Below are 22,439 nucleotides of genomic sequence, written 5' to 3'. Positions count from 1 at the left end.
CCTCCTACGCGGCCTGTTCGGCCGCGGGGCCGGACCAGTCGATCTGGCAGATTTCGGCGCTGCGTCCGTCAAAGTCCCAGACGCGGCCGTAAGCGCGCACGCGGCCCTGCGTTGCGGTTGCAACCGTGATGTCAGGTCCCATCCAGTACTCGGTATTGGAAATGACGATGTCTTCGCCAGGTTTTGCGCCTGGTACCGGCACCACTTCACCCTTGATGGCCTTGCCGACGACCAGACGGCGTGTCTTGCCTTCATTGGTGTAAGAGACAGGGGCCCGTTCAGCACCGAGGAATTCACTGACAAGCACCTTGAAGAGGCCGGTAGTGCCCCTGGCCTGGCCTGAAAAAATCTTCACGAGACCGTCAAAAGCAGCATCGCTCGCCCGCTCGTCGATGAAAACCGCAGCCTTCCAGTTGCCGCGGGCCATCAGGCCGGGAATTTCAATGAGCAGTCCGATATTCAGGCCGGACAGGTCCTCGCCCATGTAGTTGCCTTCATCGATGCGAATGCCGCCCCAGGTCTGGCAATAGCCTTCCGTGGGCGGGTGTTTGCCGAGCGAAACAACGCAGGGGCAGAAGACCGTGCAGTTGCAGTTGAGTATCAGTTCGCCGCGAATGGACCATCCGGACATCGAAGTTCCCCCTTAGAGTGGTATGATTGACAGGGCGAAGACAACCGCGCCCGTTATGAGAAGAAAGACGCCGAGTGGTGCACTGATCCTGTCGCCTATTTGCGGCAACTTCTCGAGCGTCATCAGGACCATCGCAAGGCCCATGAAAGCAAGGTTCATGGTGCCGGCCACAAAGGCGAGCAGCATCAGGGCCCAACAACAGCCAAGACAAACGGCGCCGAGCCGGAGGCCGAGCCTGAACGCGCCTTGCAGTCCCGGCTGCCAATGGGACATGAAAAACGTCATCGGGCTCCGGCAGGCGGACAGGCAGGCGTTCTTGAGCGTGCTGAACTGATAAAGACCGGCAAGGACAAGCAGCGCCGCGTTCAAAAGTCCCGACGTCGATTGGCCGGCCTGATCGAGCAATCCCTGCCCGGCCAGGTGGACTTGCAGGAAGGCTGCCGGAACTGCAAAGCCGATCCAGACCGTCAGATATCCAAGCACGAGGACGGCGAGTGAAACGCCGCTGGCAGCCTCCGTATGGGTCAGGTCGGAATATGTCCTGAAAGCGGGAAAGGCGGTCGGCGCCATCATGGCAAGAGACATCAGCGACCACATGAAAATCGCCGAACGAAATCCTGCATCTGCTGCTGTTTGTGAGCAAAGTGAGATAAGATAGGCGAGGCCGAACTCGTTGGCAGGCACACGCGTGTCGACAGGCACCTGCATTGCGAAGAGAACGCTCCACGCTGCAAGGATGCTGACGAAAAACGACAGCCACAAAACGCCGTGGCCGGGCATAAGACGGTGCAGTGCCTTCACCCGTTCCTCCCATTGATCTTTTGAATCACGCTGCGCTTCCAATGCGCAAAAGTCAAACATTTAATTGTCTGACATTTATTTTTTTACAATTGACCGGCTTTCGGTCACCCTCTAGTTTGAACCGGCTTCATTCAGCGTGAATTTGGGGGACGACTTGGCAATTGAATTCAACACGATTCAAAAGGAAGGGCTTTCCGTCCAGATTGCCAATGCCATCCGCGATGCCATCCTGGAAGGCCGGCTTGCCGGAGAAGAGCGTTTGCCAAGCGAGGCCGATCTGGCTGACCGCTTCGGAGTGTCACGGTCAACGGTGCGTGAGGCTTTGAAACGACTTGCGGCGCAGAACCTGATCCGCAGTGAACGCGGCTCGTCGGGCGGCGCGTTTGTCAATCGCATGACCTGGTCGGAGGCTCAGGACAACCTGGTCACGACCACGCGGCTCCTGATTGGCATGAACGACATTCCGTTGGAAGATGCGATCGAAGCCCGTTTTGCTTTGGAAACAGCCGCGTTACCGTTGGCTGCTGAAAAATGCTCCGATGACGATCTGAAGGAATTGCGTGCCCAGATCGACAGGCAAAGGAACCCGCAAACGAGCGATGTGGAATTCTGCGCATCGGACGTGACGTTTCATTCCGTGATTGCGCAAGCGACAGAAAACCCGTTGCTGACCTTCCAGTTGTCCGCGGCTTTCGAGGCCATGCAGCCCCTGATGAACATGCTTGTCTATCGCCTCAGGGATCGGGAGCGGATTGCCGAACTTCATGAGGCCCTGGCCGATGCTCTGGAAGCGCGGGATGGATCGCGCGCTGCCGCCAGCCTGGAATCCCTTTCTGCCTATACCAGGGAACTGGCGGCACAACGGCGTAAGCCGAAAACGGCCTGATCCTTCTCTCCTTATCATCAGCTTATTCCTGCAAGGTGGCCTCGCTCTTTGCGTGTCGGCAAAGCATTTCTGGTCAGGAAAAGATCACGTATGGGCGCGGCGCCCGACGATTAAATATTTTAGAAAATATAAACCAGTGCTTTTAACAAATAATTTTCTCAATCTTACTATTCTACCCGTAGACCGAACGAGTAACAGTCCGAGCAATTGCAAATACTACCTAGTTGGTGGTGGCGCTCATTTGCTAAGGCATAGTAAAAACGGCGTGGGTAACAGACAATGTGGTGGCGTAATCAGTTCTCTGCTTTGGCGGTTTCCGTTGTACTGCTGACAGGTTGTCAGTCTGGAGATCTTGCCAACCTGTCGACATATGGCGACAGCGCTGCATCCAATCATGATCTTTCCAAGGTTGCCTACTACCCGGACGACGAGTTGCTCACCCGCGCTAACGTTCAATTCAAGGAAAAGAACTTCGGCAAGGCCTACGCGATCTACAAGCGCGCTGTTGAAGTCTATCCAAAGGATCCGGTTGCCTGGCTCGGTTATTCGGCCTCTGCCGACATGATCGGACGCTTTGACAATGCGGACACCGGCTACAAGCGCCTTGCCCGGATGATTCCGAACCGGCCCGAATATCTCAACAATGTCGGGTATTCTTACTTGCTGCGCGGCAATCTCGTGTCGGCAAGACGCTATTTCCTGAAGGCTTACGATATCGATCCGGCCAATCAGACGACGGCAAACAATCTGGAACTCCTGCGCAACAGTGTTTCTTTCGCCAATCGCGGCTAGGAAAGGCGCATCCAGGATCGGGGGGACGGATGATCAGCAACGTGAATGCTTCTGAAACACATGCAGCCGGCACAGTGGTCATGCCTGATGACTGCAGGCCGGTTTCGGCCAAGCCGGCTCAATCTCCGATCATCGCCATCCTGCAGCGCAATGTCCGCATCCTGATGGCCCTGAACGCGGTTTCCGTCGGTGTGACCGTTTTGCTGTTCGTCGGCCTGTTCTTTTCGTGGTCCGCGACTTCGGAACTCAACCAGATCAGACAACAACTCGACGGACTGCAACAGTTTGAAAAACGCATTTCGTCCAATGTGTCGCTCATGAATGCGGGTATTCAAAGCCGTCTGTCGAAAATTGATCAGCGGATGAGCCAGATCCAGGCCGGTGTCAGGATGATGCGGATCGAAAGAGGCGATACAGATCTTCCCGTCGACCAGCTCAAGACGGTTGTCGATGAAAACATCGACTACTTCCACCCGTCGACATCGGCACTCATGTTTGCACCCACGGTGACATCCGTCGGCAATGGCGGGTTTGAGACGACCCGGTCTGGTCCGCAGGTTACGGTTTCGCGGGCGCAGGACCCGGCCCAGGGATCTTCCCTGTTCCGCCGCATCGTGACGCCGGATGGAAAGGTTCGCTACGAGAAGCGGGCTGGACTGGAAAACTGATCGGCTGACGCCGGCAAATCCTCAAAACTGTCGAAAACGCTGAAGCGCGGGCACGCGGCGCATAAATACTAAACAATACAATCAGTGCGTGTCTAAAGGTTGAAATAGGTGTTTTCTCTGCTTCTACCTGAGTTAAAGAGATTAATGACCTAATTCTTAATGTAAAAACCGATTGATAGAATATAGTTTTAAGATTTTTTTCACGAGGTGTTAATTGTCGAGGCTGTAGAGTTTGTTCATGTGGGGCGTGGGGCCTTATGAGATCTTGGTTAATGCTATCTTGATCAATAATAGACCTGACGCTGCGCAACCATAAATTCTACGAATGCCGCAGACGAGATGTAACGTGAAAATATCGTCCATTTTGACAGTTTTGATCTCGACGATCGCTTTGAGCGTCTGGGACGCCGGACCGGTCAGGGCACAGGTTGACGAAATGACCCTCGTCGTGAACGGCGGGAGCGTTTCCAAGATTACCATGCCGCCGGGGACAACGCGCACCGTCAGAACAAACAGAAAATTCTCCGATCTTGTCGTCGGCAATCCCGAAACGGCTGACATCGTGCCGCTGTCCGAACAGGTGCTCTACATCCAGGGCAAGGCGCCCGGGCTCACCAACATTTCGATCTATGATGCCTCCAAGACGCTCCTCGGGGTGATTGAGGTGCGCGTCCAGCTCAATTTCGATGATGTTGTCCGGGCCATTCGCTCCGTTGCACCGACGGCACTCGTTTCCGTTTCCAATGTCGGTGACAAGATCCGGCTCAGCGGATCGGTCAACAACGCGGTTGAGCTGACCAAGGTGCTCGAAGTTGCCCAGCAGTTTTCAGAAAGTCCGGTAATCAACGCGATCAGCGTGCGCAGCCCGCAGCAGGTGGCGCTGGAAGTGCGTGTTCTGGAAGCAAGCCGGTCAATCGGCCGCGATCTCGGCATCAACTGGGTCGGCCGCTCGGACAATGGCAATGTCAGCACCAGCGGTTCGCGCGTGCAGGTCGGTACGAATGACGGTGGCGGGCTTGTTGCCGTGCTCGGCTCGGGTGCAAGTGTCGCCCAGCAGGGGGCCCTGCCATTCGGAACGCTCATTGCAAAGGTGCTCGAAACCGCTGGAATCCGGATCGACACCATCATCGACGCGCTTGAGGGCAAAGGTCTTGTGCGCCGTCTCGCACAGCCGAACCTAACAACAATCAGCGGTGAGACGGCCCGGTTCCATGTCGGCGGCGAAGTGCCGATCCAGACGGCGGTCTCCAATGCGGGCGGTGTCGCGACGTCGACCGACTACAGGCCATTCGGTGTCCGGCTGGAATTCGTTCCGACTGTTCTCGACGGTAGCCGTGTCAATCTGCGTGTCATGACCGAGGTCAGCGACATTGACAACTCGATCAACGTGAACGGCAATCCGGGCTTCACCTCGCGCAGGGCGGAGGCCGTGATCGAACTCAAGGACGGTCAGAGCTTTTCGATCGCCGGGCTGCTTGAAAACGTCGACACCCGGGACATCAGTCAGCTTCCCTGGCTCGGGCAGGTGCCAATGCTTGGCGCCCTGTTCAGATCCACCAGTTTCCAGAAGCGCGAGACCGATCTGGTGATCGTCGTCACGCCGCGTCTGGTGCGGCCGGCGCGGCCAAATGAACCACTTGCATCACCACTTGATCAAACGCGCCCGACGGATGACGTCGAAATGTTCGCGCTCGGACTTCTCGAAGTGAACAAGGACATGCTGCGCAAATACAAGGAAGGCGACGGTCTGATTGGTCCTTATGGTCACATTGTCGATCTGGAACTTGAGGATGGTTATGTCTACTCAAAAAAATAAGCTCTTGACCGTCTTCGCGCTGCCGCTGCTCCTGTCCGGGTGCGCGGACTATATGAGCCACCGCGACACGGTCACTGTCGGCGCCGGCAACGCCATGGACGCCAATATGGGCATCCACACCATCCAGCCGTTCCCGCGGCAGGCCTACAACACCAACCTGCCGACCGATGGACAGACCGCAGTCAACGCACAGCAACGCTATCAGGAGCCCGGCGACCCCAATGTCGTCACCAATGCTGGCTCGAATGCTGCCATCAGCGGCGGGTCGTAACGCACCTGATTTCCGTCCTCGGTGGTCTCGTCGAATAGCGGCTTCACTTCCACTCTAGATTGGTCATACTCGCCTGTGATGATCTTCATGGGGAGCGCGTATGAGCACGACCGGAAATGGCGAGACGAAGGGCGTTGACCTTGAAAAGGTACCAGTAGGCGAAGCGCTGAAAGCGCTTGATGTTCAGGCGGATAAAGGACTTTCGGCCGCGGAGGCGCAAAGCCGGCTCGGGACATACGGACCGAACGGACTGCCGGAAAAACACGAGAGCCTTTCAGGCAAGATCCTCAAGTATTTCACCGGTCCGATCGCCTTCATGATCGAGGCTGCGGCGCTGGTCTCGGCGTTTCTTGGCCGATGGGACGATTTTGCCATTATCTTCGGTTTGCTGGTCTTCAATGCCAGCCTCGAGCTGTGGCAGGACATGAAGGCCTCCAACGCGCTCGCAGCCCTCAAGAAAAGCCTTGCACCGCAGGCGACCGCGCTCCGGGACGGCGCTTTCAAGACCATTGACGCTGCCACGCTGGTGCCCGGCGATATCGTCAAGATACGCCTTGGGGAAATTGTGCCGGCCGACCTGAGGCTCGTTTCCGGCGAGTTCGCCTCCATCGATCAGGCGGCGCTGACAGGCGAATCCCTGCCCGTTTCAAAGAAACCGGGGGACGAGGCTTACTCGGGCTCGGTGGTCAAGCAGGGAGAGATGACCGGTCTCGTGATTGCAACGGGCGGCAAGACCTTTTTCGGCCGAACTGCAGAACTTGTGGCGGGGGCCGGTGCTGTCTCTCACGCGCAGCGGGCCATGTTCCAGATCGGCAATTTCCTGATTGCGGTAGCCGTCGTGCTGGCCGTTGTGATGGTTGCAGTCCAGGTCTGGCGCGACATCGTTGTCGCCGACACCTGGGGCCTTGCCGACGCACTCGATATTCTGCAATTCGTGCTGATCCTGCTCGTCGCGTCTATTCCGGTGGCAATGCCCGCCGTCTTTTCCATCACCATGGCCCTTGGAGCGCTGGCGCTTTCCAAGGAAAAAGCCATCGTGTCGCGTCTTGCCTCCATCGAGGAGATGGCAGGTGTCGATATCCTGTGTTCCGACAAGACGGGAACACTGACCAAGAACAAGCTGACGCTTGGCGATCCGATCGTGCTTGACGGCGAGGATCCGAACGACGTGGTGCTGGCCGCAGCGCTTGCCTCAGAGAGCGAAAACAGGGATGTGATCGACGCGGCGGTCATGGAAGCCCTGACGGACAAGTCTCAGCTCGACGGCTACAAGGTCGTGAAATTCACTCCCTTCGATCCGGTTTCGAAACGCACGGTGGCCGACCTAACCGACAGCGCGGGCAAGGATGTCCGGACGGCGAAGGGCGCGCCGCAGGCGATCATCGATCTGGCGGAGGCGCCGGACGACGTTGCGAAGAAAGTGGTTGAGCACGTCGCTGAACTCGGGGCCCGGGGGTATCGCGCACTCGGCGTTGCCCGTTCGGAAGACGGCGGCAAGACCTGGAAGCTGCTCGGCATCCTGCCGATGTTCGATCCGCCGCGCGACGATTCCAAGGCGACGATTGAAAAAGTCCGCGCCAAGGGCGTCAGGGTCAAGATGGTGACGGGGGACGATACGGCGATTGCCCGCGAAACCGCCCGTCAGCTTGGTCTGGGCACCAATATCATTGCAGCGGCGGATGCGTTCCCGAAGGACATGGATCCGGACCATGTGCCGGCGAAAATCGCGGAGTCGATCGAAAAGGCGGACGGATTTGCGCGGGTCTTTCCCGAGCATAAATACGCCATCGTGAAAGCGCTGCAGCAGCGAGGTCACCTGGTGGCCATGACCGGCGACGGCGTCAACGACGCGCCGGCGCTGAAACAGGCCGATTGCGGAACTGCCGTCTCAGGTGCGACCGACGCCGCGCGCGGTGCTGCGGCGCTGATCCTCACGGCCCCCGGTCTCTCGGTGATCGACAACGCCATCGACGAGGCACGGCGTATTTTCGGCCGCATCACCAGCTATACGATTTATCGCGTCGCTCTGACCATGGACATCATGTTCCTGGTCGTGCTGTCGACCATCTTCCTCGGCTTCCAGCCGCTGACGGCGGTGATGATCGTCATCATGTCGCTGCTCGACGATGTGCCGATCATGACCATTGCCTACGACAACACCGCCGTGGCGAAAGATCCGATCAGATGGCGCATGCCGAGGCTGCTTTCGGTTTCGGCGGTCCTCGGCCTTGCCTCGATCGTCCAGTCCTTCGGCCTGCTTCTGATCGGCTTTGCCGTGATGAAGTCGCCGGAACTCAAGGATTACTTCGGCCTGCACGACCAGTCGCACCTGCAGACTGTCATGTTCCTGCAGCTGGTCGCCGGTGGCCATTTGCTGCTTCTGGTCACACGGACGTACAAGTGGTTTTTCGAACCGCCATATCCGGCGCGCCCGTTGTTCATCGCCATATTGCTGACGCAGGCGCTGGCCGTGATCATGTGCGGTTTCGGCCTGATCGTCCCGAAGATCTCCTGGGTGACCATCGGCTGGATCTGGGTCTACCTGCTTGCCTGGCTGTGCGTGCTGGGTGTTGTGCGCGTTGCCATGGAGCGTTTGATGGACAACAGGCTGGCGCACCGCGCCCGCTCCATGGAAATCGTCAACACACAGCTGCATGCACCAGGACATATGCACCGGTAAGGAGGCTTCCATGGACTATCGTTCAAAACTGATCGTAAAGCCCGGCAGCCATGTGAAGCTCGCCGACATCGATCCGGGTTTCCGGGGTCATCACGAGAGCCACAAGCTGGCTGAGCCGGAGATGGAGGCTGCGCTCGCCGATATCACGAGCCTGCAGGAACTGCTCTACGCCGAAAAGAAGCATGCGCTGCTGATCGTGTTGCAGGGGATCGATGCTGCCGGCAAGGACGGTGTCTGCTGGCATGTGATCCGGGCCATGAACCCGCAGGGAACCTCCGTCACCGGCTTCAAGCAGCCGACGGCTGAAGAACGCACACATGACTTTCTGTGGCGGGTGCACAAGCATGTGCCGGGCCTTGGACAAGTGGGGGTTTTCAACCGCTCGCATTACGAGGATGTCCTCGTGGTCCGGGTGCATGACCTTGCCCCCAAGCATGTCTGGGAAAAGCGCTACGATGCGATCAATCGGTTTGAGAGCGAGCTGACCGAGAGCGGCGTAACGATCATCAAGTTCTTCCTCTACATTTCGAAGGAAGAGCAACTTGGCCGGTTCAAGCAGCGCCTCGACGACCCGGCCCGGCATTGGAAGATCTCCGAGTCCGATTACTCGGAGCGTGAGTTATGGGACGATTACACCAAGGCGTACGAGGCCATGCTCCAGCGGTGCTCCACCGCTCATGCCCCCTGGTATGTCCTGCCTTCCAACCACAAGTGGTTTCGCAATCTCGCTGCGTCGCAGATCATTCTGGAAACCTTGACGGACATGAAATTGAAAGCTCCGGCTCCAACGGTGAACATCGACGAGATCCGCGAAAAGTATCACAAGGCGGCATCTGAAGAAGGTGTGACTTGAGCCGCCAGGCGCGCCTTGGCCTCTGACCCCAGGACAACGCCTAAGCTTCAAGAAGCTCTGCAATGGCCTCGTTCGTTTCGGCCGCCACGTCGGTCAGGATGTCCGCCCAGTGGCCGAAGCGTCTGGTCTTGATCACCCTGATGCTTGGATACCAGCTCGAACGCCCATTTTCGCTGTGCCAATACCAGGGATGTGCGGGTGTGAGGAGCACAATTCCGGGACGGCCGAGGCTGCCGGCCAGGTGGAGCGGAATGCTGTCCGGTCCAATGACCAGATCGCATTCAGACAGGAGTGCTGTCAGGTCGTGGAGGTCGCGGAAATGTGCGCCGGCATCGATAATGTCCTCTTCGCCTTCAAGCTGACTACGCGCTGCCTCCCAGACAACGCTGACAAGCCGGCCTTTCGGAAAGCTGAAAAGGTGCCGGAAATCTTCAAGCAGCATTCCGGGCCTGTCCGGGTCCCAGCAGACGCCGATGTGGGGGCCTTCGATATCGGCAAGCGATCGCGCCCAGGTTGATTTCCGGTCCTCCAGTACACGTGCGTAAGGGCCCTGATCCAGGGTGTCGGAGGAAAGTGTGTCCGGTTGCCCGAGAATTTGCGTCAGAGGAATGAACCGTCTGGAATCGGGCAGTCCTGCCCCGTCGGTGTTCGCGTCAAGGTCGCCGGGCAGATAGTTGACCGGTCCAAAGACATCGACCAACTGCCCGGATGTCGAAGGGCCGATGACGTTGGGGGGTGTGCCTTGCTCAAAACTCCGTTTCACAAATCGCATGAGTGGAATGAGCTCGAGATTGGACTGGTTCGGTGGCAGCACGAAGAAGTCGTCTGCGCAAAGAAGCTCCCCCGTGGCAAGGGCGGCAGCGGGATTGCGTGAAAATGTCTCCGCGACATTCTCAAACGCACCGACTGCGAGGTAGCAATCACGTGCGATAATCTGAAAATTCTGGATCTTCTCCGGTGGAAGCCGATCCAGTTGCTTGAAAATCGGCGCAAGAACGTCAATCGCCTCGTCCGGATATCCGGCAAGTCTGTAGGCTTGCGCTAGGTAAAGGCTTGCATCCAGTTTGTCCGGGTTTCGGCGCACGACCGGGGTAAATTCCCGCAGTGCTGCCGCTGCTTCACCGCGCCGGATCATGATCTCCACGTAGGTCAGCCAGGCAGGCAGAAGGTCCGGAAAGCGGATGATGGATCGCTTTGCAACGCGCAGGGCCTCACTTGTCTGTCCCGTTTCCAGAAGCGATCTGGACAGCGACAGCGTGTAAAACGGATTGGCCGGATCCTTAAGGTGCGCACTTTCCAGGTGCTTGAGCGCCCGCTTGTGATCGCCAAGGTTTGAAAGACAGTGTCCAAGCGCCGCTACCAGTTCCTCGTTGTCGGGCGTGTTTGCCAGCGCCCTTTGCAAGAGATCCAGTGCCGGCTGAAAGTTCCCCAATTCGATTAGCAGCATAGCCGACGTTGAGACGGCACTCGGGTTGTTGGGATGGGCGTTCAAAAGCCGGTCAAGCACACTTTCCGCCTGTTCAAGCTGACCTTGTTGCAAAAGCAGGTTCGCGCGGATCAGCCCGGCATCGATGTGTGCGTCCTCCAGGTCGAGCGCCTGTTCCGCTAATGCGAGCGCTTTTTCCTGTTCGCCTTTTTGGACGGCGATTTTGGCGGCCAGTGCCAGCACGCCGGCTTCCATTTGCCCGCGCGCCAAGGCGGATGTCACCAGGTCCTCGGCAGTTTCCAGGTCGCCGTCGGCAACCTTCAGCGCGGCCAGGCCCATTGTTGCCGGCAAATTGTTCGGGGTTGCGTCAAGAATACTCTCGAAAATGAGTGCCGCGCTTTCGTGGCGCCTGTCTTCAAGATGCGCCTGCGCTGCTTCAAGGCGCTCTTCGATCGTTAGCATTGGGAGATCCCGGGCATCAGAGTCACTGAATCAGGGCCAGAAAAGGTCTAGGGTACGGGCCCATAAATGAAGCCGATTTGGCAGCAGAAATGGCAAAATCTCGCAAGGGAGCGTGTGAAGAGCGGGCTTTGTGCCCGGTCAAGCACGGTGACGCTGCGAGGTGAAGCCATTTAGCCGTCCTTCGGACTTGGCCGTTTTGGCCATCTGCCGCGTCGCGAAAAGCTTGAAAATGAACCACATTTCCTGCGCTTTCGCTCCTTTCATATGGTCAAAACGATCCAAACCAAATTGACTTCATTTATGGGCCCGTACCCTGGGGTGCCGACCCTAGCTGACGCTGACGCGTTCGGCGTCGATCCTGACATCGTTCTTCGCGGTCATGATCGTGACATCGCTTCGATGAGACGAGACGCTTTCTACCTTTTGGATCAGGGAACCCACGTCATGCGTGTCCACACCCTTGACCTTGGTGGTGCGCGTTTGTGCGGTCGTTGTCAGCGTTCCCGCTACCGTCATCTTGTTGGTCACGTTTTCGATCGTTTTGGCGGCGTTCAGGATGAATTTCTGTGTGGTTTGCGAGACGGTTTCCACAAGCGAGGTCAGCTTCCTTGCCGAAACGCTCATCGCGGGCGCTTCAAGGTGCATCTGTTGTTCGCCGCGGAGCTTCAAAGCTGCGGCCGTCACCTCGAGCTCCTCGGCACCGGGTACCGAGATTTGGGCAGGATAGTCTGCGCATCGCTCCAGCACTGACAGAATGTGCGCATTCCCGTCGCATATGAACAGGGCCACCGTGTCGCCGATCGACGGGGCAAGGACGCATCCGGCCGCCCTGACGGCCTGGATTTGTTCATCTTCCCCCGATGAGACAAGCGCGACACTTTCCGTCACGAGTGCTTTGACAACACCTGTCGAAAATGTGTTCGCGACCGGGAGCGCATCCACCCTCGCGTTCTCGACCGTGTCGAGACTTTTTTTCTCTTCAGTTTTTCCGTTCACGTTACCCGTCCCCACACGGTTGGCGTCAATATCTACCCAGGTATACCCCTGGTCGGGCCAAAGTTCTGGTTACGTGACAACCTTGGCCCCTGACAGAAGTTCAGCCATTACTGCTCTTTGCTTCGCGACGACGTCTTCACTGCCGACGACGACACCCTTCTTCTTGATGTCAGCCGAATGCCTGGCGAGCTTGATTTCCTCGTTGACGGCTTTCAGGCCCGTGTAAGCAGCCTTTACGGGGAAGAAGCCGATCTTGTTCCAGGCGTGCTCCACCTTGCCCTTCTTGACTTCCACCTTGATGTCCACGATGTCGACTTTCGTGAAGCCGAATTCGATCTTCACGCCGTAAAGGAAAATCTTCGACAGTACTGAGATTGCAAGATAAAGCGCTAGATCGAGGCTGAATTTGGCGGCGAGCTGAAGCATCATCGAACCGCCGAGGAATGTGGTCAACTTGCCGCCCATATGGTGGGTTTCAGTATCGGCGTGCACGATCTTGTAGACGTTCGCCTTGTAGAATTTCTTTTCGTCCTTATCGACCTTCACATACGTACGGCCGCCATAGGTCTTGGTAGAGTCTTCGGAAACTTCCTCAAACTGGTTGGTTGCCTGAATGTAAATGTCGCCGGTGCCTTCACCGGCATTCAGGGTGATGTCCTTGTTGCTTCCCGACTCCAGCGTTATCGCGCCGGAGTTGCTCTGGACGTGAAGGTCGCTTTCGACATTGATGTAGGTTCTCTCGCCGGACTTCAGCAAAATCCGGCCATCACAGGCCAGCAGGATGCCGTACTCCCCGTTTTCGCCCGTTGCATTGGAGACAGCCGTCGTAGCATCGCCTGAATCGCTGATGTGTTGTGCCGGATAAACCGCAGCCTGGTCGTCTGCGGCTGTCAAACCCTGTTCGTAGCTGGAATAGGACCCGAGGCGGAACATGACGCCGACATCGTCCGCCGCCTTTCCCGACACCGCACCGTTTTGCATCTTCGGGACGTAGATGTAGGTGTACTGCTGATCTGCCGTGATGTGTCTGGCTTTTCTTGGCTTTTTGACCATTGTCTTTTCCTCTGTGCGGCCGGTCAGGCCAAGCTGATCATCTTGATTTGAGACGGAACCAGGGTGGTTCCAACGGAATTCGGCGTCATCCCATTCTGCATTGTGGGATCGAGCAGGGACCGGGTTGCAGGCATCGGTCCAAGCATCAGCTTCGTCGAGCCCTTCATGTTGCGGCTGCTGGAACACACCATGCCGGACGCAACCCCGGGGCCGGGACCGCTGATCGTCACGGGCGCGCTGTTGAGCATGTTGTGCGAGGGCATGCACATCAAAAGAAACTTGAAATTGGTCGGGATCTCGGTGGCACGCATGCCCATACTGAACAGCGGAATGGGAACAGGCCCGACAGGCGTTGTTTGCAGGTAGACGTCGGGCACGGAGAAATCCATGCCTGGAATCGGTCCTTGTGAGTTAACAAAACACATCTTTTCCGTTTCCTTGAAAAAGCTCTAGTGGGTGAGCATCGCCAAATTCGGTCTGTAGAGTTCGGCCACCAACCGCTCAGGGTCCGTGTCGATGGTGTTGCCGGATGTGCCCAGCATCATGTTCTTGTCATCCTTGGCGCCGTGCAGCTTGGTGTTGAAAAAGCTCGATGCAGACAGGTTCGCGCCTGAAAGATCTGCGTGGGACATTTCGGCCTGTTCCATCTGGCAGCGCTCGAACAACACTGCCCTGCAATCGGCCTCCAGAAAGACCGCAGAATAGAGGGTCGAACCACTGAAGTTCGCGCCCGCCAGCGAAGCGTTTGCAAAGTTGGCCATATTGAGATTGCTGCCTGACAGGTCGACGCCCTGCAGATCGGACTTCGTGAAACAGGTGGTTTCGCCCGAAATGCCCTTCAGGTTTGCACGATGGAAATCGCATTCATTGAACACGGACCCGTCCAGTTTCGCGGATCCAAGGTTGGTCCCTTCGAATTGCGCCGTGTTGAACGTGCAATGTTGCCATGTCTGCCCGGAGAGGTCCTTTCCGGAAAGATTGGCATCCGCAAACAGGGCGATGCGCACATGGGTGCCCGACATGTCGACCGTGCGCAGATCGGCACGCGTGACAAAAAAGTTTTCAAGTTCAGCGCCGGCAAAAGAGGTCTGGTCAATAGAGGATTCCAGGCTGCCAAGCTTGCTGGCGACGACACGGGAAAAGTCGCTATTTGCGAGGTTGCATTTGGCGAAGACCGTATCTGCGAGGCCGGCGTCCCGGAACGTGGCATTCTGCATGTTGCTGTCAGCTGCCTGCATGCCCAGTACAGTCGTGTTTTCAATATTGGCGTTGCTCAGGTCCGTGGCTGCGAAAACGATGTTGTCGAGTTTTGCATCGGCAAACCGGCTGTTTCTGAGGTCACACTGAACGAACTGTGCGTCCGTAAGGTCCGCGCCTGAAAAGTCGCAATTGGTGAAATGGCAATCGACTGCGACCAATCCCGACAGATCCATTCCGGCGAATGCGGCCCCGTCGATGGATCTCGAGAGAATGGGCTGCTCATGCCGCTGATAGTCCTGGATTTCGTCCACCGTTATCGGCAGCTGATCAAGCAAGTCATCCATTGTTCATCTGTCCCAGGAGTGTCAGTCCAAGATTGGCCCCGGTCATGTCGGCGCTCGCCAGCGCTGCATCCATCAGGTTGGCGGCATACAAGTTTGAAGATCTGAAGCTGCAATTCTTGAGGTCGCACTTGTCCAGCGATGCTCCGAAAAGACTAGAACCGAAAAAGTCCGAGCCCGTAAGCGTCGAGCCGCCAAACAGGGTCGCGTTCAGGGAGGACACCCTGAAATCGCATGAAGTCAGATCGCATTGGTGGAAGTAGCAGGCCTTGCAGGACGATCCGACGAAACAGCTTTCGCTGAGGTTCAGTCCGTTGAAAAATGTGTTGAATGCATTCAGCCGGTGAAAGGATCCGCCCTCGATGCTCGAGTCGCCGAGGATTGCAGTGTTGTCGAGCCTTGCCCGCTTGAAATTCGCACCTCTCAGTGCAGCATCGGCCAGGATCAGCCGGTCGAGGTCGGCGTCCTCAGCGTTCAGTTGCTCAAGACTTGTTTGAATGGCGATCAGGCCATTCACCTTCGCCCCGTTCAGCGACAGTTTCGCCCCGGAACAGCGGACAAGCTGGATATCCTCCAGTCTGGCGTCCTGCATTGTGGCATTGTCCAGCGAGCAGGACATGAATTGTACCCTGCCCATTCTGATCCCCGAGAGGTTTGCACGCTCGAAGTTGGTCTCAACAACTTCAAGATCGAGAAGCGTCGCCCCGCTCAGATTGGACTGCTTCATGGATGTTTTGCTCAAATTCGCCGACGAGAGGTTGGAATTCGAGAAGTCGGCTTTCTCAAGGTTCGCACCGGCAAAGACGGCATTGGTCAAGTCGCAACCGCTGAAATTCGCGCCGGTCAGGTCCGCTTTTTCGAACATCGTGCCGGACAGGTCCATTCCGCCGAAATCCGCACCTCTCAGAACAGCGCCGGCAAGATCCGCGCCCCTGAAGTCATGGCCCTGCTTCAGCCTTTCCAGAACAAACGCCCCGAGCCGTTCCGAAACGCCCGATGCCAGCTCTTCCATGGGGAAAATCGGTTCGGGTGACAGCCTTCGAACCTCGGGAATGGCATCGTCAAGCCGTTCTTCCGCGCTGGCCAAAAGGTCCTTGCCTGCGCCGAGCAGTGTTTCTGCTTTTTTCCTCGGCGGCAGCTCGGCCATTTCCTCAGCGTTGGGCGGTGCGAGGTTCTCCTGGCTGAAGCGTGCAATGTCTCCGATCGGATCGTCGCTGTCTTCAGGAATGATGTGCCCGGCGATCTGGCGAATCCGGTCTTTCGAGCCGTCGATCCTTTCCCCGACTTGCGCAGCTGCGGCGGCGTCGAAATCGGGAGATGGCAGCATATTTGCCGAATCGAATGGTTTTGAGGCCGCTTTCCCTGGATCCGGCGCTTGTGGCACGTCGACACTCAAGCCGCCGAAGTCGTTCAGGACCTCGCCGATGGCCTGATCCAGATCCTCGACCTGATCAATCGGTGAGAGGTCAAGCGTATCGAAAGAGTGCTTTACGTCCGCTAGGAGCGAGCCTTCCGGCAGCTTGAGCGCGCGCGCCTTCGCCTTGTTGAAACTGTCTTCGACGTCTTGGGAGACGTACCCTTCTTCGCCGTCCAGAATGCGGACGACCCTGTCCAGGAGCGACTGTTTGTCTTCAGGTATGGGCGCGCCACCGGTTTCAATCCCCTTGGCGATTTCGCCGCGCGCCCGCGCCATGACGGGTGCGATCTGGTCAAGGCTTGCCGCCATGTCGTCCGGCAGTTCAAGATCGGGATAGGCGTTCAGAACCTCGTCGCCGACAATCGGGTAGCGGCCGGCTTCCGGAACGAAGACGTCCGGCACCGCGTCAACGAGCTTGCGGCGCTGAAGTTCGGCCATTGCAAGCTGTTCATTCATTTTGTCTTCGACGGCGCGGCGCGCTTCTTCGGCCTGCTCTATCAGCTCGGCAATATCAAACTCGCCATTCGCAATCTCTTCTTTCGTTGGCGTGGCGACCAGCGGAATATCGTCCATGGCCGTGAAATCAGGGGGCGGTATCACATCCGGTGACAGGCCTGTGTTTTCAATTGCATTGCGTGTGCCCCAGTCTGCATTTTCAATGAATTTGATACGGTCAGCCTGCGCCTTTTCCATGCGGGCCTTGCGCTGCGCGCTCACGATTTCCGGATTGCGTTCCGGCATCAATTGGAAATCGGACAGGAGGTGAAGGTGGCCGTGTTCCGGATCGGTGCGCTTACGGAAGATCTCGTGGTAGTGCTCGGGCGCTCGTTCCGGGTCTGCCTTGCGCTCCATTGCGGCCATGATGGTGCCGATGTCGTCACCGGTCCTGTCCTGCCCCTTGATGAGACCCCGAAATGCGAGGGTCGCCTTGCGCACGTTCGGGAACAGGGTCACCGTGTCGCAAACCATGCGGGTTTCACGGAGCTCGTCGGTCGCCGCCAGATGATAAAAGCACCTTGCCCGAAGGGCGGGCAGGTTTCCGCTGAGAAGAGTCGCGCCGCGGGACATGCCCGAAATCGAAAACGTTTCGCCGCCCTCAAAATGACTTTCAAAGCGCTGGTCTTCCGGGGCGTCGCAATGAAACAGAGGGTTAAAATCCTCCGGTTTCAAGGGCGCACGGGTTTTCAGCCAGAGCTGGTCATAGGTCCCCACATAACGCATGCGGGAGGGGTCGTCCGGTGCCAGGGGACCGAAATGCGCCGGTCGCGGCGTTTCGTTCACGGATCGGATTGCGGCGTCGCAGAATTCGACATTCGGAAGCGGAGCGTCAAACCCGGCGTCCAGAAGCTGGTGCGCATCGTGACCCTTGCCGGCGGGGTTGGCCTTGTAGTTTGGTCCGCCAAAGGCCTGTTGCAGACCGATCGGCATTTTGAGGAAGGGTTGCGGCCGGCTCATCTCGATGCCCCGGTCGGTGAGCATCCATCGGCGATCGCCGAAAACCGCAAGCGATTTCATCAAGCTGCCGAACCGCACATCCACGCGCACGGCCTCAACCGGGTCTTCTGTCGGCGACAAGGCGCAACCGGCGACGATGAGTTCGCCGAAGGGCTTCAGCTGGCCCTTGTCGAAAATTGCACCCTTCGGCAGTTGCTCCGTGACCATGGACCAAAGCGCCTGTTCGGTCAGCAGCCGGTCCGGATCCTGGAAGTCGCACAGGACGAACAGTGTTACGGTGGTCAGGGCACCGCCATCAATTGCTTCAGTCAGAACAGAGACGGAAATACGGCTCGGCTTAATGATCGAAGGCAATCGGCGTACTCCAGCGCAAAGAGGTAACTTCCAACCTCAAACCGGCCTTGAAATGTGCGCGTGGCATACGGTCAACCCGTCGGCGCCACGGGCTGTGCCGGAAACCGGACCATATTCACCTTCTTTTGTTGCCAGTACATGACATCCAGCCTCTCGAAGAAGCTAGTTGCTTGAAAACAGGCTCTAAATTGAAGGGAATTTCAGATTTGGGCGGCCAGCAGCACCCCAAAAACCGGTTAGGGTACGGACCCATAAATGAAGCCGATTTGGCGGCATAAATGGCGAAATCACGCAAGGAAGCGTGTGAAGAGCGGGCTTTATGCCCGGTCAAGCGCGTTGACGCTGCGAGGTGAAGCCATTTTGCCGTCCTTCGGATTTGGCCGTTTTGGCCATCTGCTTCGTCGCGAAAGGCTTGTAAATGAACCACATTTCCTGCGCTTTCGCTCCTTGCCGCTGGTCAAAACGATCCAAACCAAATTGACTTCATTTATGGGTCCGTACCCTAAGGCCGCGTCGCCGTGATCATCCAATACCGGACGCGGTCTTCTTCCAGATTGCGCGCACCGTTTGAGGCGCGTTCCGGTGTGTCGCCGCCGAAAATCAGCTGGTTGGTAAGTTTGCTGGACGGTGCGCCGAGTTGTTTCAGCCAGTCCAGTACTTCCCCAGAATAGTTGGTCCATTCCCGAATCCGGAAACCGGCACGCTCAAATAGGTCACGCATGTCGTCTTCCGGCAAAAGATAGTTCAGCGAGGGGTCATACGCCCACATGACCGGGAAGGTCATGTCTCCGCCCGGCCCGGTCGAAAACTCCGTCGAGGTGAAAACACCGCCGGGCTTCAGAACCCGAAAAGCTTCGGCAAGGAAGCCGGCCTTGTCTTCAATATTCATGGTCACGTTCTGGCACCAGACGACGTCGAAGCTCTGGTCTTCATAGGGCAGATCGAGGGCGTTTCCGAGCTCAAGGCTGACCAGGCCGGTCAGGCCGCAGCGCTCTGTCAGGACCCGGCCTGTCTCAAGAAGTTCAGGCGTTAGGTCGATACCGGTCACGCTGCATCCATATGTGTGCGCCAGAAAGCGGGCCGGGCCGCCCGTGCCGCAGCCGATATCGAGCACGCGTGTTTCAGGTCCGAGCTCAAGGCGCTGCGCCTGATCGCGCGTTGTTTTCAGACCGCCGGTGTGAAGATGATCCACGGAGCTCAGGATTTCCGGCGTCAGCGTGTGGGGGGCGTGTCCAAGACTTGTCAGAACCGCATCCAGCCGCTCAAGCGTGCCCTGCCGCGTCCAGTGATCCTGAACCTTTTTTGTCTGATCATTCACGATCGGAACCCCCTAAAAAACAACGGACGGATGGCTGACTTGAGACGCAGTCAAAAAGGTCCGCAAAGGCTCACGCCTCCGGCACGACGGCTCCAAGGGCGGTTGGTCGGCCTGAGCTCACAGCAGCCACACGACGCGCCAATTGTAGCAACAGACACCGTGGCTGCCGAAATGTTTCCGACGGTGTAGGTTTTAAATCTTCAGAAAAATATGGTGACCCCGACAGGATTCGAACCTGTGACCCTCAGATTAGGAATCTGATGCTCTATCCTGCTGAGCTACGGGGCCGTGAGCTGGTCGATTACCATGATTTGCAGCGCATTGCGAGCCCTGGCACCGTTCCTTTCAGCTGAGCCGGCCTTGGTGGCGAACGGTTCTTGATGCTGTTGCCGCAACGGCAGGCTTTAGCCGTTTCGCGGCCGTGTCTTGGACTTGCCTCATTCGCTGCGTAGCAAGTGGTGAAATGCGTCCGAATGCCGCCGGAAATGTGTTGAGCGGCCCGCCGCAAACCGGACCGCGGAGCCGCTGGGTCCGGGCGTTGGGAGCCGGCGAGGATGCGGACGGTAAACTGGAGGGGTGAGAGGCAAGCGGGTGCCTAAGGCCACGAGGACATTCAAATTGCGGGACGCTGTCGCCAAAAGCGCCCGGCAGACCCTGTTCGGCATCACCTTTCTTGCTGCCGGCGGGCTCTACGCTCTGCCTGCGATGGCAGATGTTGTGGCGGCGTGCGTTCCTCAAGGCGCTCACGAGGTGGACCTTACCGGGCAGGATGAAGACGGGCTGTTCCAGGGCGCGGACGGGCGCCGGTATATGGCTGTCGATCTTTCACCGTTCGATGCGCCTGCAACGCACACCGGTCTTGAGCGCCGATGGATCGCCGTTGCCGCAGGTCCTGCCAACCGGTGGGGTATGGTCCCGGCCTGGATCCTGACGTCGGAGGGCGAGGAGACCCGCCTGCACCAGGCCGAAGCCCTTTTGCAAGGCGTAGCGGTGTTTTCGCCCGGCGAAGCGGCGGGTGCGTGCGCAGATCTGCTGCGCAGTGCCGAAGGAACGGCTCGGCAAAAACGTGCCGGTCTTTGGAGCGATCCGTCCGAAGCGGGACCGTTTGCGACTTACGCACCGAAGTCGTTTCAGGGTGAGGCCGGGGCGTATGTTGTTGCGCGCGGGCGGATTGTTTCGCTTGGAAAAACCTCCGCTACCCGCTATCTCAATTTCGGTAGACATTGGAAAACCGATCTCACGGTGACCCTAAAGTCCTCCGACGAAGACAAATTCAACGATGTTCTGGGCGCAACCGGCTGGATGATTGAGGATCTGGCCGGGCGAACCGTCGAGGTGAGAGGTCTCCTGGAAGAGCGGGACGGGCCGTATATAGCGCTCCGTCATCCCGAACAACTGATTGTGATCGAAGGCAAAAGGGCAGGACGTGGCGGCCAATACAGCAACTGAAATCCAGCCAAGCGGCCGCTTGTCGCCACCGCGCTTCGGCGTCCTGAAGACGTTGCGCCGAAGATTGCGAGCCGTTGTGGTGGTGGGCCTGGCGCTGACCACGGCCTCCTGTCAGATCCTTGGTGATGGCACCAGCGTCGGTACGCCGACCGCCGGCGTGTTGCGCCCGAGCCTGACCAACGATATCGGCGCACGCGAGCACCCTCGTGTTGTTGCCACTTACGGCGGGGTCTACAAGGACGAAGGCGCCGAACGGGCTGTTGCCAGTGTCGTCGGCCGTCTTGTTGCTGCGTCTGATGATCCGTCGCAGAGCTACAAGATCACGATCTTGAATTCCCCGGCGATCAACGCCTTCGCGCTGCCGGGCGGATATCTTTATGTCACCCGCGGATTGCTGGCGCTTGCAAACGACACGTCCGAAGTTGCCGCGGTGATTGCGCATGAGATGGCGCATGTCACCGCCAATCACGCGATCAAGCGCCAGCAGCGGGCCGAGGCCAAGCAGCTTGTCGGCAGGATCCTGAGCGACGTGGTTCAGGATTCCGAAGAGGCGCGCAAGGCGATCATCTCTTCCCAGCTTTCCTTCGCACGCTTCAGCCAGGTTCAGGAGCTGGAGGCCGACGCGATCGGGGTCAGGACGCTGGCCCGAGCAGGCTTTGATCCCTACGCTGCCGCCCGGTTCCTGCGTTCCATGGCCGCCCTGGCGCGCTATCAATCGGCTGACAAGTCGGCGGCGGGTGCGCCGGACTTCCTGTCGTCACACCCGTCCACGCCCGAACGGTTGTCGATCGCGGTCAAGGTGGCCCGCCAGATCGGGGCGCCGGGCATCGGCGAGCGCGACCGAGACCGGTATCTGACCCAGATCAACGGCATGCTGTTTGGAGACGATCCGCTCGAAGGGTTCGTCAGGGGCCGGTCTTTCCTGCACAAGGCGCTTGGGATCGGCTTCACGGTTCCCCAGGGCTATATTCTTGAGAATTCCACGGAGGCCGTTCTTGCCAGCAATGGCGACGGCACGGCGATCCGCTTCGATGGGGCGGACGTGAGCGGATATTCCAGTCTTGCCGACTACATGAATTCCGGCTGGATCAACGGCCTCTTGCCGGAAAGCGTGCGGGAGACGACGATCAACGGCCTGCCGGGGGTTACGGGCGCGGCGATTACACAGGGATGGTCCTTCAGGATCGCCGTGGTGCGCATCGGCCGGACCGGGTATCGCTTCATCTTTGCAAGCCGGTCGCCAAACCAGGCATTCGATGACGATTTCCGCCAGACCGTGGACAGTTTCCGTCAACTCACACCGACCGAGCGCGCACGTCTGCAATCGCTGCGGATCAAGGTGGTCAAGGCCAAGGCGGGTGACACGCCTCGGAAACTGGCGATTGGGATGAGCGGTGTTGAGCCGTCCCGCCGCCTTGAGTTTTTCTCCATCCTGAACGACCTCGATCCGAACAAGGCGATCCCGGCCGGCACGGCGGTCAAGCTGGTGGTGGACTAGGGTACGGACCCATAAATGAAGCCGATTTGGCGGCATAAATGGCGAAATCACGCAAGGAAGCGTGTGAAGAGC

Annotated in this window: 18 protein-coding genes and 1 tRNA gene; 9 read left to right on the top strand and 10 right to left on the bottom strand. The window is 58.1% G+C overall.

All coding sequences use genetic code 11. From position 1 onward, the window contains the following. Positions 1–4 precede the first annotated feature (4 nt). Positions 5–631, bottom strand: a complete 627-nt coding sequence (locus tag RBB47_RS28520; protein ID WP_305989325.1) for a DUF1326 domain-containing protein — start codon at positions 629–631, stop codon at positions 5–7. A gap of 12 nt (positions 632–643) precedes the next feature. Continuing rightward, a complete protein-coding gene (locus RBB47_RS28515; protein ID WP_305989324.1) occupies positions 644–1,432 on the bottom strand; it encodes a DUF2182 domain-containing protein in 789 nt (262 codons plus the stop codon). A 154-nt stretch (positions 1,433–1,586) separates the two neighbouring features. On the opposite strand from RBB47_RS28515, the gene RBB47_RS28510 reads away from it, so the two are divergent. From RBB47_RS28510 to RBB47_RS28480, 7 genes are all read left to right on the top strand, one after another. Beyond that, the gene (locus RBB47_RS28510) at positions 1,587–2,318 is read left to right on the top strand and encodes a FadR/GntR family transcriptional regulator (protein ID WP_305989323.1); all 732 of its coding nucleotides are present in this window, start codon (positions 1,587–1,589) and stop codon (positions 2,316–2,318) included. Between the two features lie 279 nt (positions 2,319–2,597). Beyond that, positions 2,598–3,110 (top strand): tetratricopeptide repeat protein, encoded by a 513-nt coding sequence (locus RBB47_RS28505; RefSeq protein WP_305989322.1) that lies wholly within the window; start codon positions 2,598–2,600, stop codon positions 3,108–3,110. Between the two features lie 29 nt (positions 3,111–3,139). After that, positions 3,140–3,778, top strand: a complete 639-nt coding sequence (locus RBB47_RS28500; RefSeq protein ID WP_305989321.1) for a hypothetical protein — start codon at positions 3,140–3,142, stop codon at positions 3,776–3,778. A 346-nt stretch (positions 3,779–4,124) separates the two neighbouring features. After that, positions 4,125–5,594 carry a type II and III secretion system protein family protein gene (locus tag RBB47_RS28495; RefSeq protein WP_305989320.1) on the top strand — a complete coding sequence of 490 codons (1,470 nt, stop codon included), beginning with the start codon at positions 4,125–4,127 and terminating at the stop codon, positions 5,592–5,594. Next, on the top strand, positions 5,575–5,865 hold the full coding sequence (locus RBB47_RS28490; RefSeq protein WP_305989319.1) for a hypothetical protein: 291 nt from the start codon (positions 5,575–5,577) through the stop codon (positions 5,863–5,865). The genes RBB47_RS28495 and RBB47_RS28490 overlap by 20 nt, the downstream gene beginning before the upstream one ends. Before the next feature lie 100 nt (positions 5,866–5,965). Next, positions 5,966–8,545: a plasma-membrane proton-efflux P-type ATPase gene (locus RBB47_RS28485; RefSeq protein WP_305989318.1), complete on the top strand. Its 2,580-nt coding sequence runs from the start codon at positions 5,966–5,968 to the stop codon at positions 8,543–8,545. A 10-nt stretch (positions 8,546–8,555) separates the two neighbouring features. Beyond that, entirely contained in the window at positions 8,556–9,398 is an 843-nt protein-coding gene (locus RBB47_RS28480) for a polyphosphate kinase 2 family protein (RefSeq protein ID WP_305989317.1), read from the top strand. Between the two features lie 40 nt (positions 9,399–9,438). On the opposite strand, the gene RBB47_RS28475 is transcribed toward RBB47_RS28480, so the two are convergent. From RBB47_RS28475 to RBB47_RS28440, 8 genes are all read right to left on the bottom strand, one after another. Further along, positions 9,439–11,286 carry a tetratricopeptide repeat protein gene (locus RBB47_RS28475; protein ID WP_305989316.1) on the bottom strand — a complete coding sequence of 616 codons (1,848 nt, stop codon included), beginning with the start codon at positions 11,284–11,286 and terminating at the stop codon, positions 9,439–9,441. Positions 11,287–11,613: 327 nt separating this feature from the next. Beyond that, positions 11,614–12,282, bottom strand: coding sequence for a DUF3540 domain-containing protein (locus RBB47_RS28470; protein ID WP_305989315.1), 669 nt, complete (start codon positions 12,280–12,282; stop codon positions 11,614–11,616). 69 nt (positions 12,283–12,351) lie between these two features. Beyond that, on the bottom strand, positions 12,352–13,335 hold the full coding sequence (locus RBB47_RS28465; protein ID WP_305989314.1) for a hypothetical protein: 984 nt from the start codon (positions 13,333–13,335) through the stop codon (positions 12,352–12,354). A 23-nt stretch (positions 13,336–13,358) separates the two neighbouring features. Next, a complete protein-coding gene (locus tag RBB47_RS28460; protein WP_305989313.1) occupies positions 13,359–13,724 on the bottom strand; it encodes a PAAR-like domain-containing protein in 366 nt (121 codons plus the stop codon). A gap of 60 nt (positions 13,725–13,784) precedes the next feature. Beyond that, on the bottom strand, positions 13,785–14,879 hold the full coding sequence (locus RBB47_RS28455; protein WP_305989312.1) for a pentapeptide repeat-containing protein: 1,095 nt from the start codon (positions 14,877–14,879) through the stop codon (positions 13,785–13,787). After that, positions 14,872–18,102 (bottom strand): DUF2169 domain-containing protein, encoded by a 3,231-nt coding sequence (locus RBB47_RS28450; protein WP_305989311.1) that lies wholly within the window; start codon positions 18,100–18,102, stop codon positions 14,872–14,874. The genes RBB47_RS28455 and RBB47_RS28450 overlap by 8 nt, the downstream gene beginning before the upstream one ends. Before the next feature lie 502 nt (positions 18,103–18,604). Continuing rightward, complete coding sequence (locus tag RBB47_RS28445; RefSeq protein ID WP_305989310.1) at positions 18,605–19,420, bottom strand: class I SAM-dependent methyltransferase; 816 nt, start codon at positions 19,418–19,420, stop codon at positions 18,605–18,607. A 211-nt stretch (positions 19,421–19,631) separates the two neighbouring features. Further along, positions 19,632–19,708, bottom strand: a tRNA-Arg gene (locus tag RBB47_RS28440). Between the two features lie 330 nt (positions 19,709–20,038). Here RBB47_RS28440 and RBB47_RS28435 point away from each other — a divergent pair. Both RBB47_RS28435 and RBB47_RS28430 read left to right on the top strand, forming a co-directional pair. Then, positions 20,039–20,869 (top strand): hypothetical protein, encoded by an 831-nt coding sequence (locus RBB47_RS28435; protein WP_305989309.1) that lies wholly within the window; start codon positions 20,039–20,041, stop codon positions 20,867–20,869. Positions 20,870–20,921: 52 nt separating this feature from the next. Beyond that, positions 20,922–22,367 carry a M48 family metalloprotease gene (locus tag RBB47_RS28430; protein WP_305989357.1) on the top strand — a complete coding sequence of 482 codons (1,446 nt, stop codon included), beginning with the start codon at positions 20,922–20,924 and terminating at the stop codon, positions 22,365–22,367. Positions 22,368–22,439 lie beyond the last annotated feature (72 nt).

Origin of the sequence: Roseibium sp. MMSF_3544 (genome assembly GCF_030732845.1) — a bacterium.
Lineage (GTDB): Bacteria > Pseudomonadota > Alphaproteobacteria > Rhizobiales > Stappiaceae > Roseibium.
Note: the sequence above shows the minus strand (reverse complement) of the source record. Positions and strands in the feature narration are given on the sequence as shown.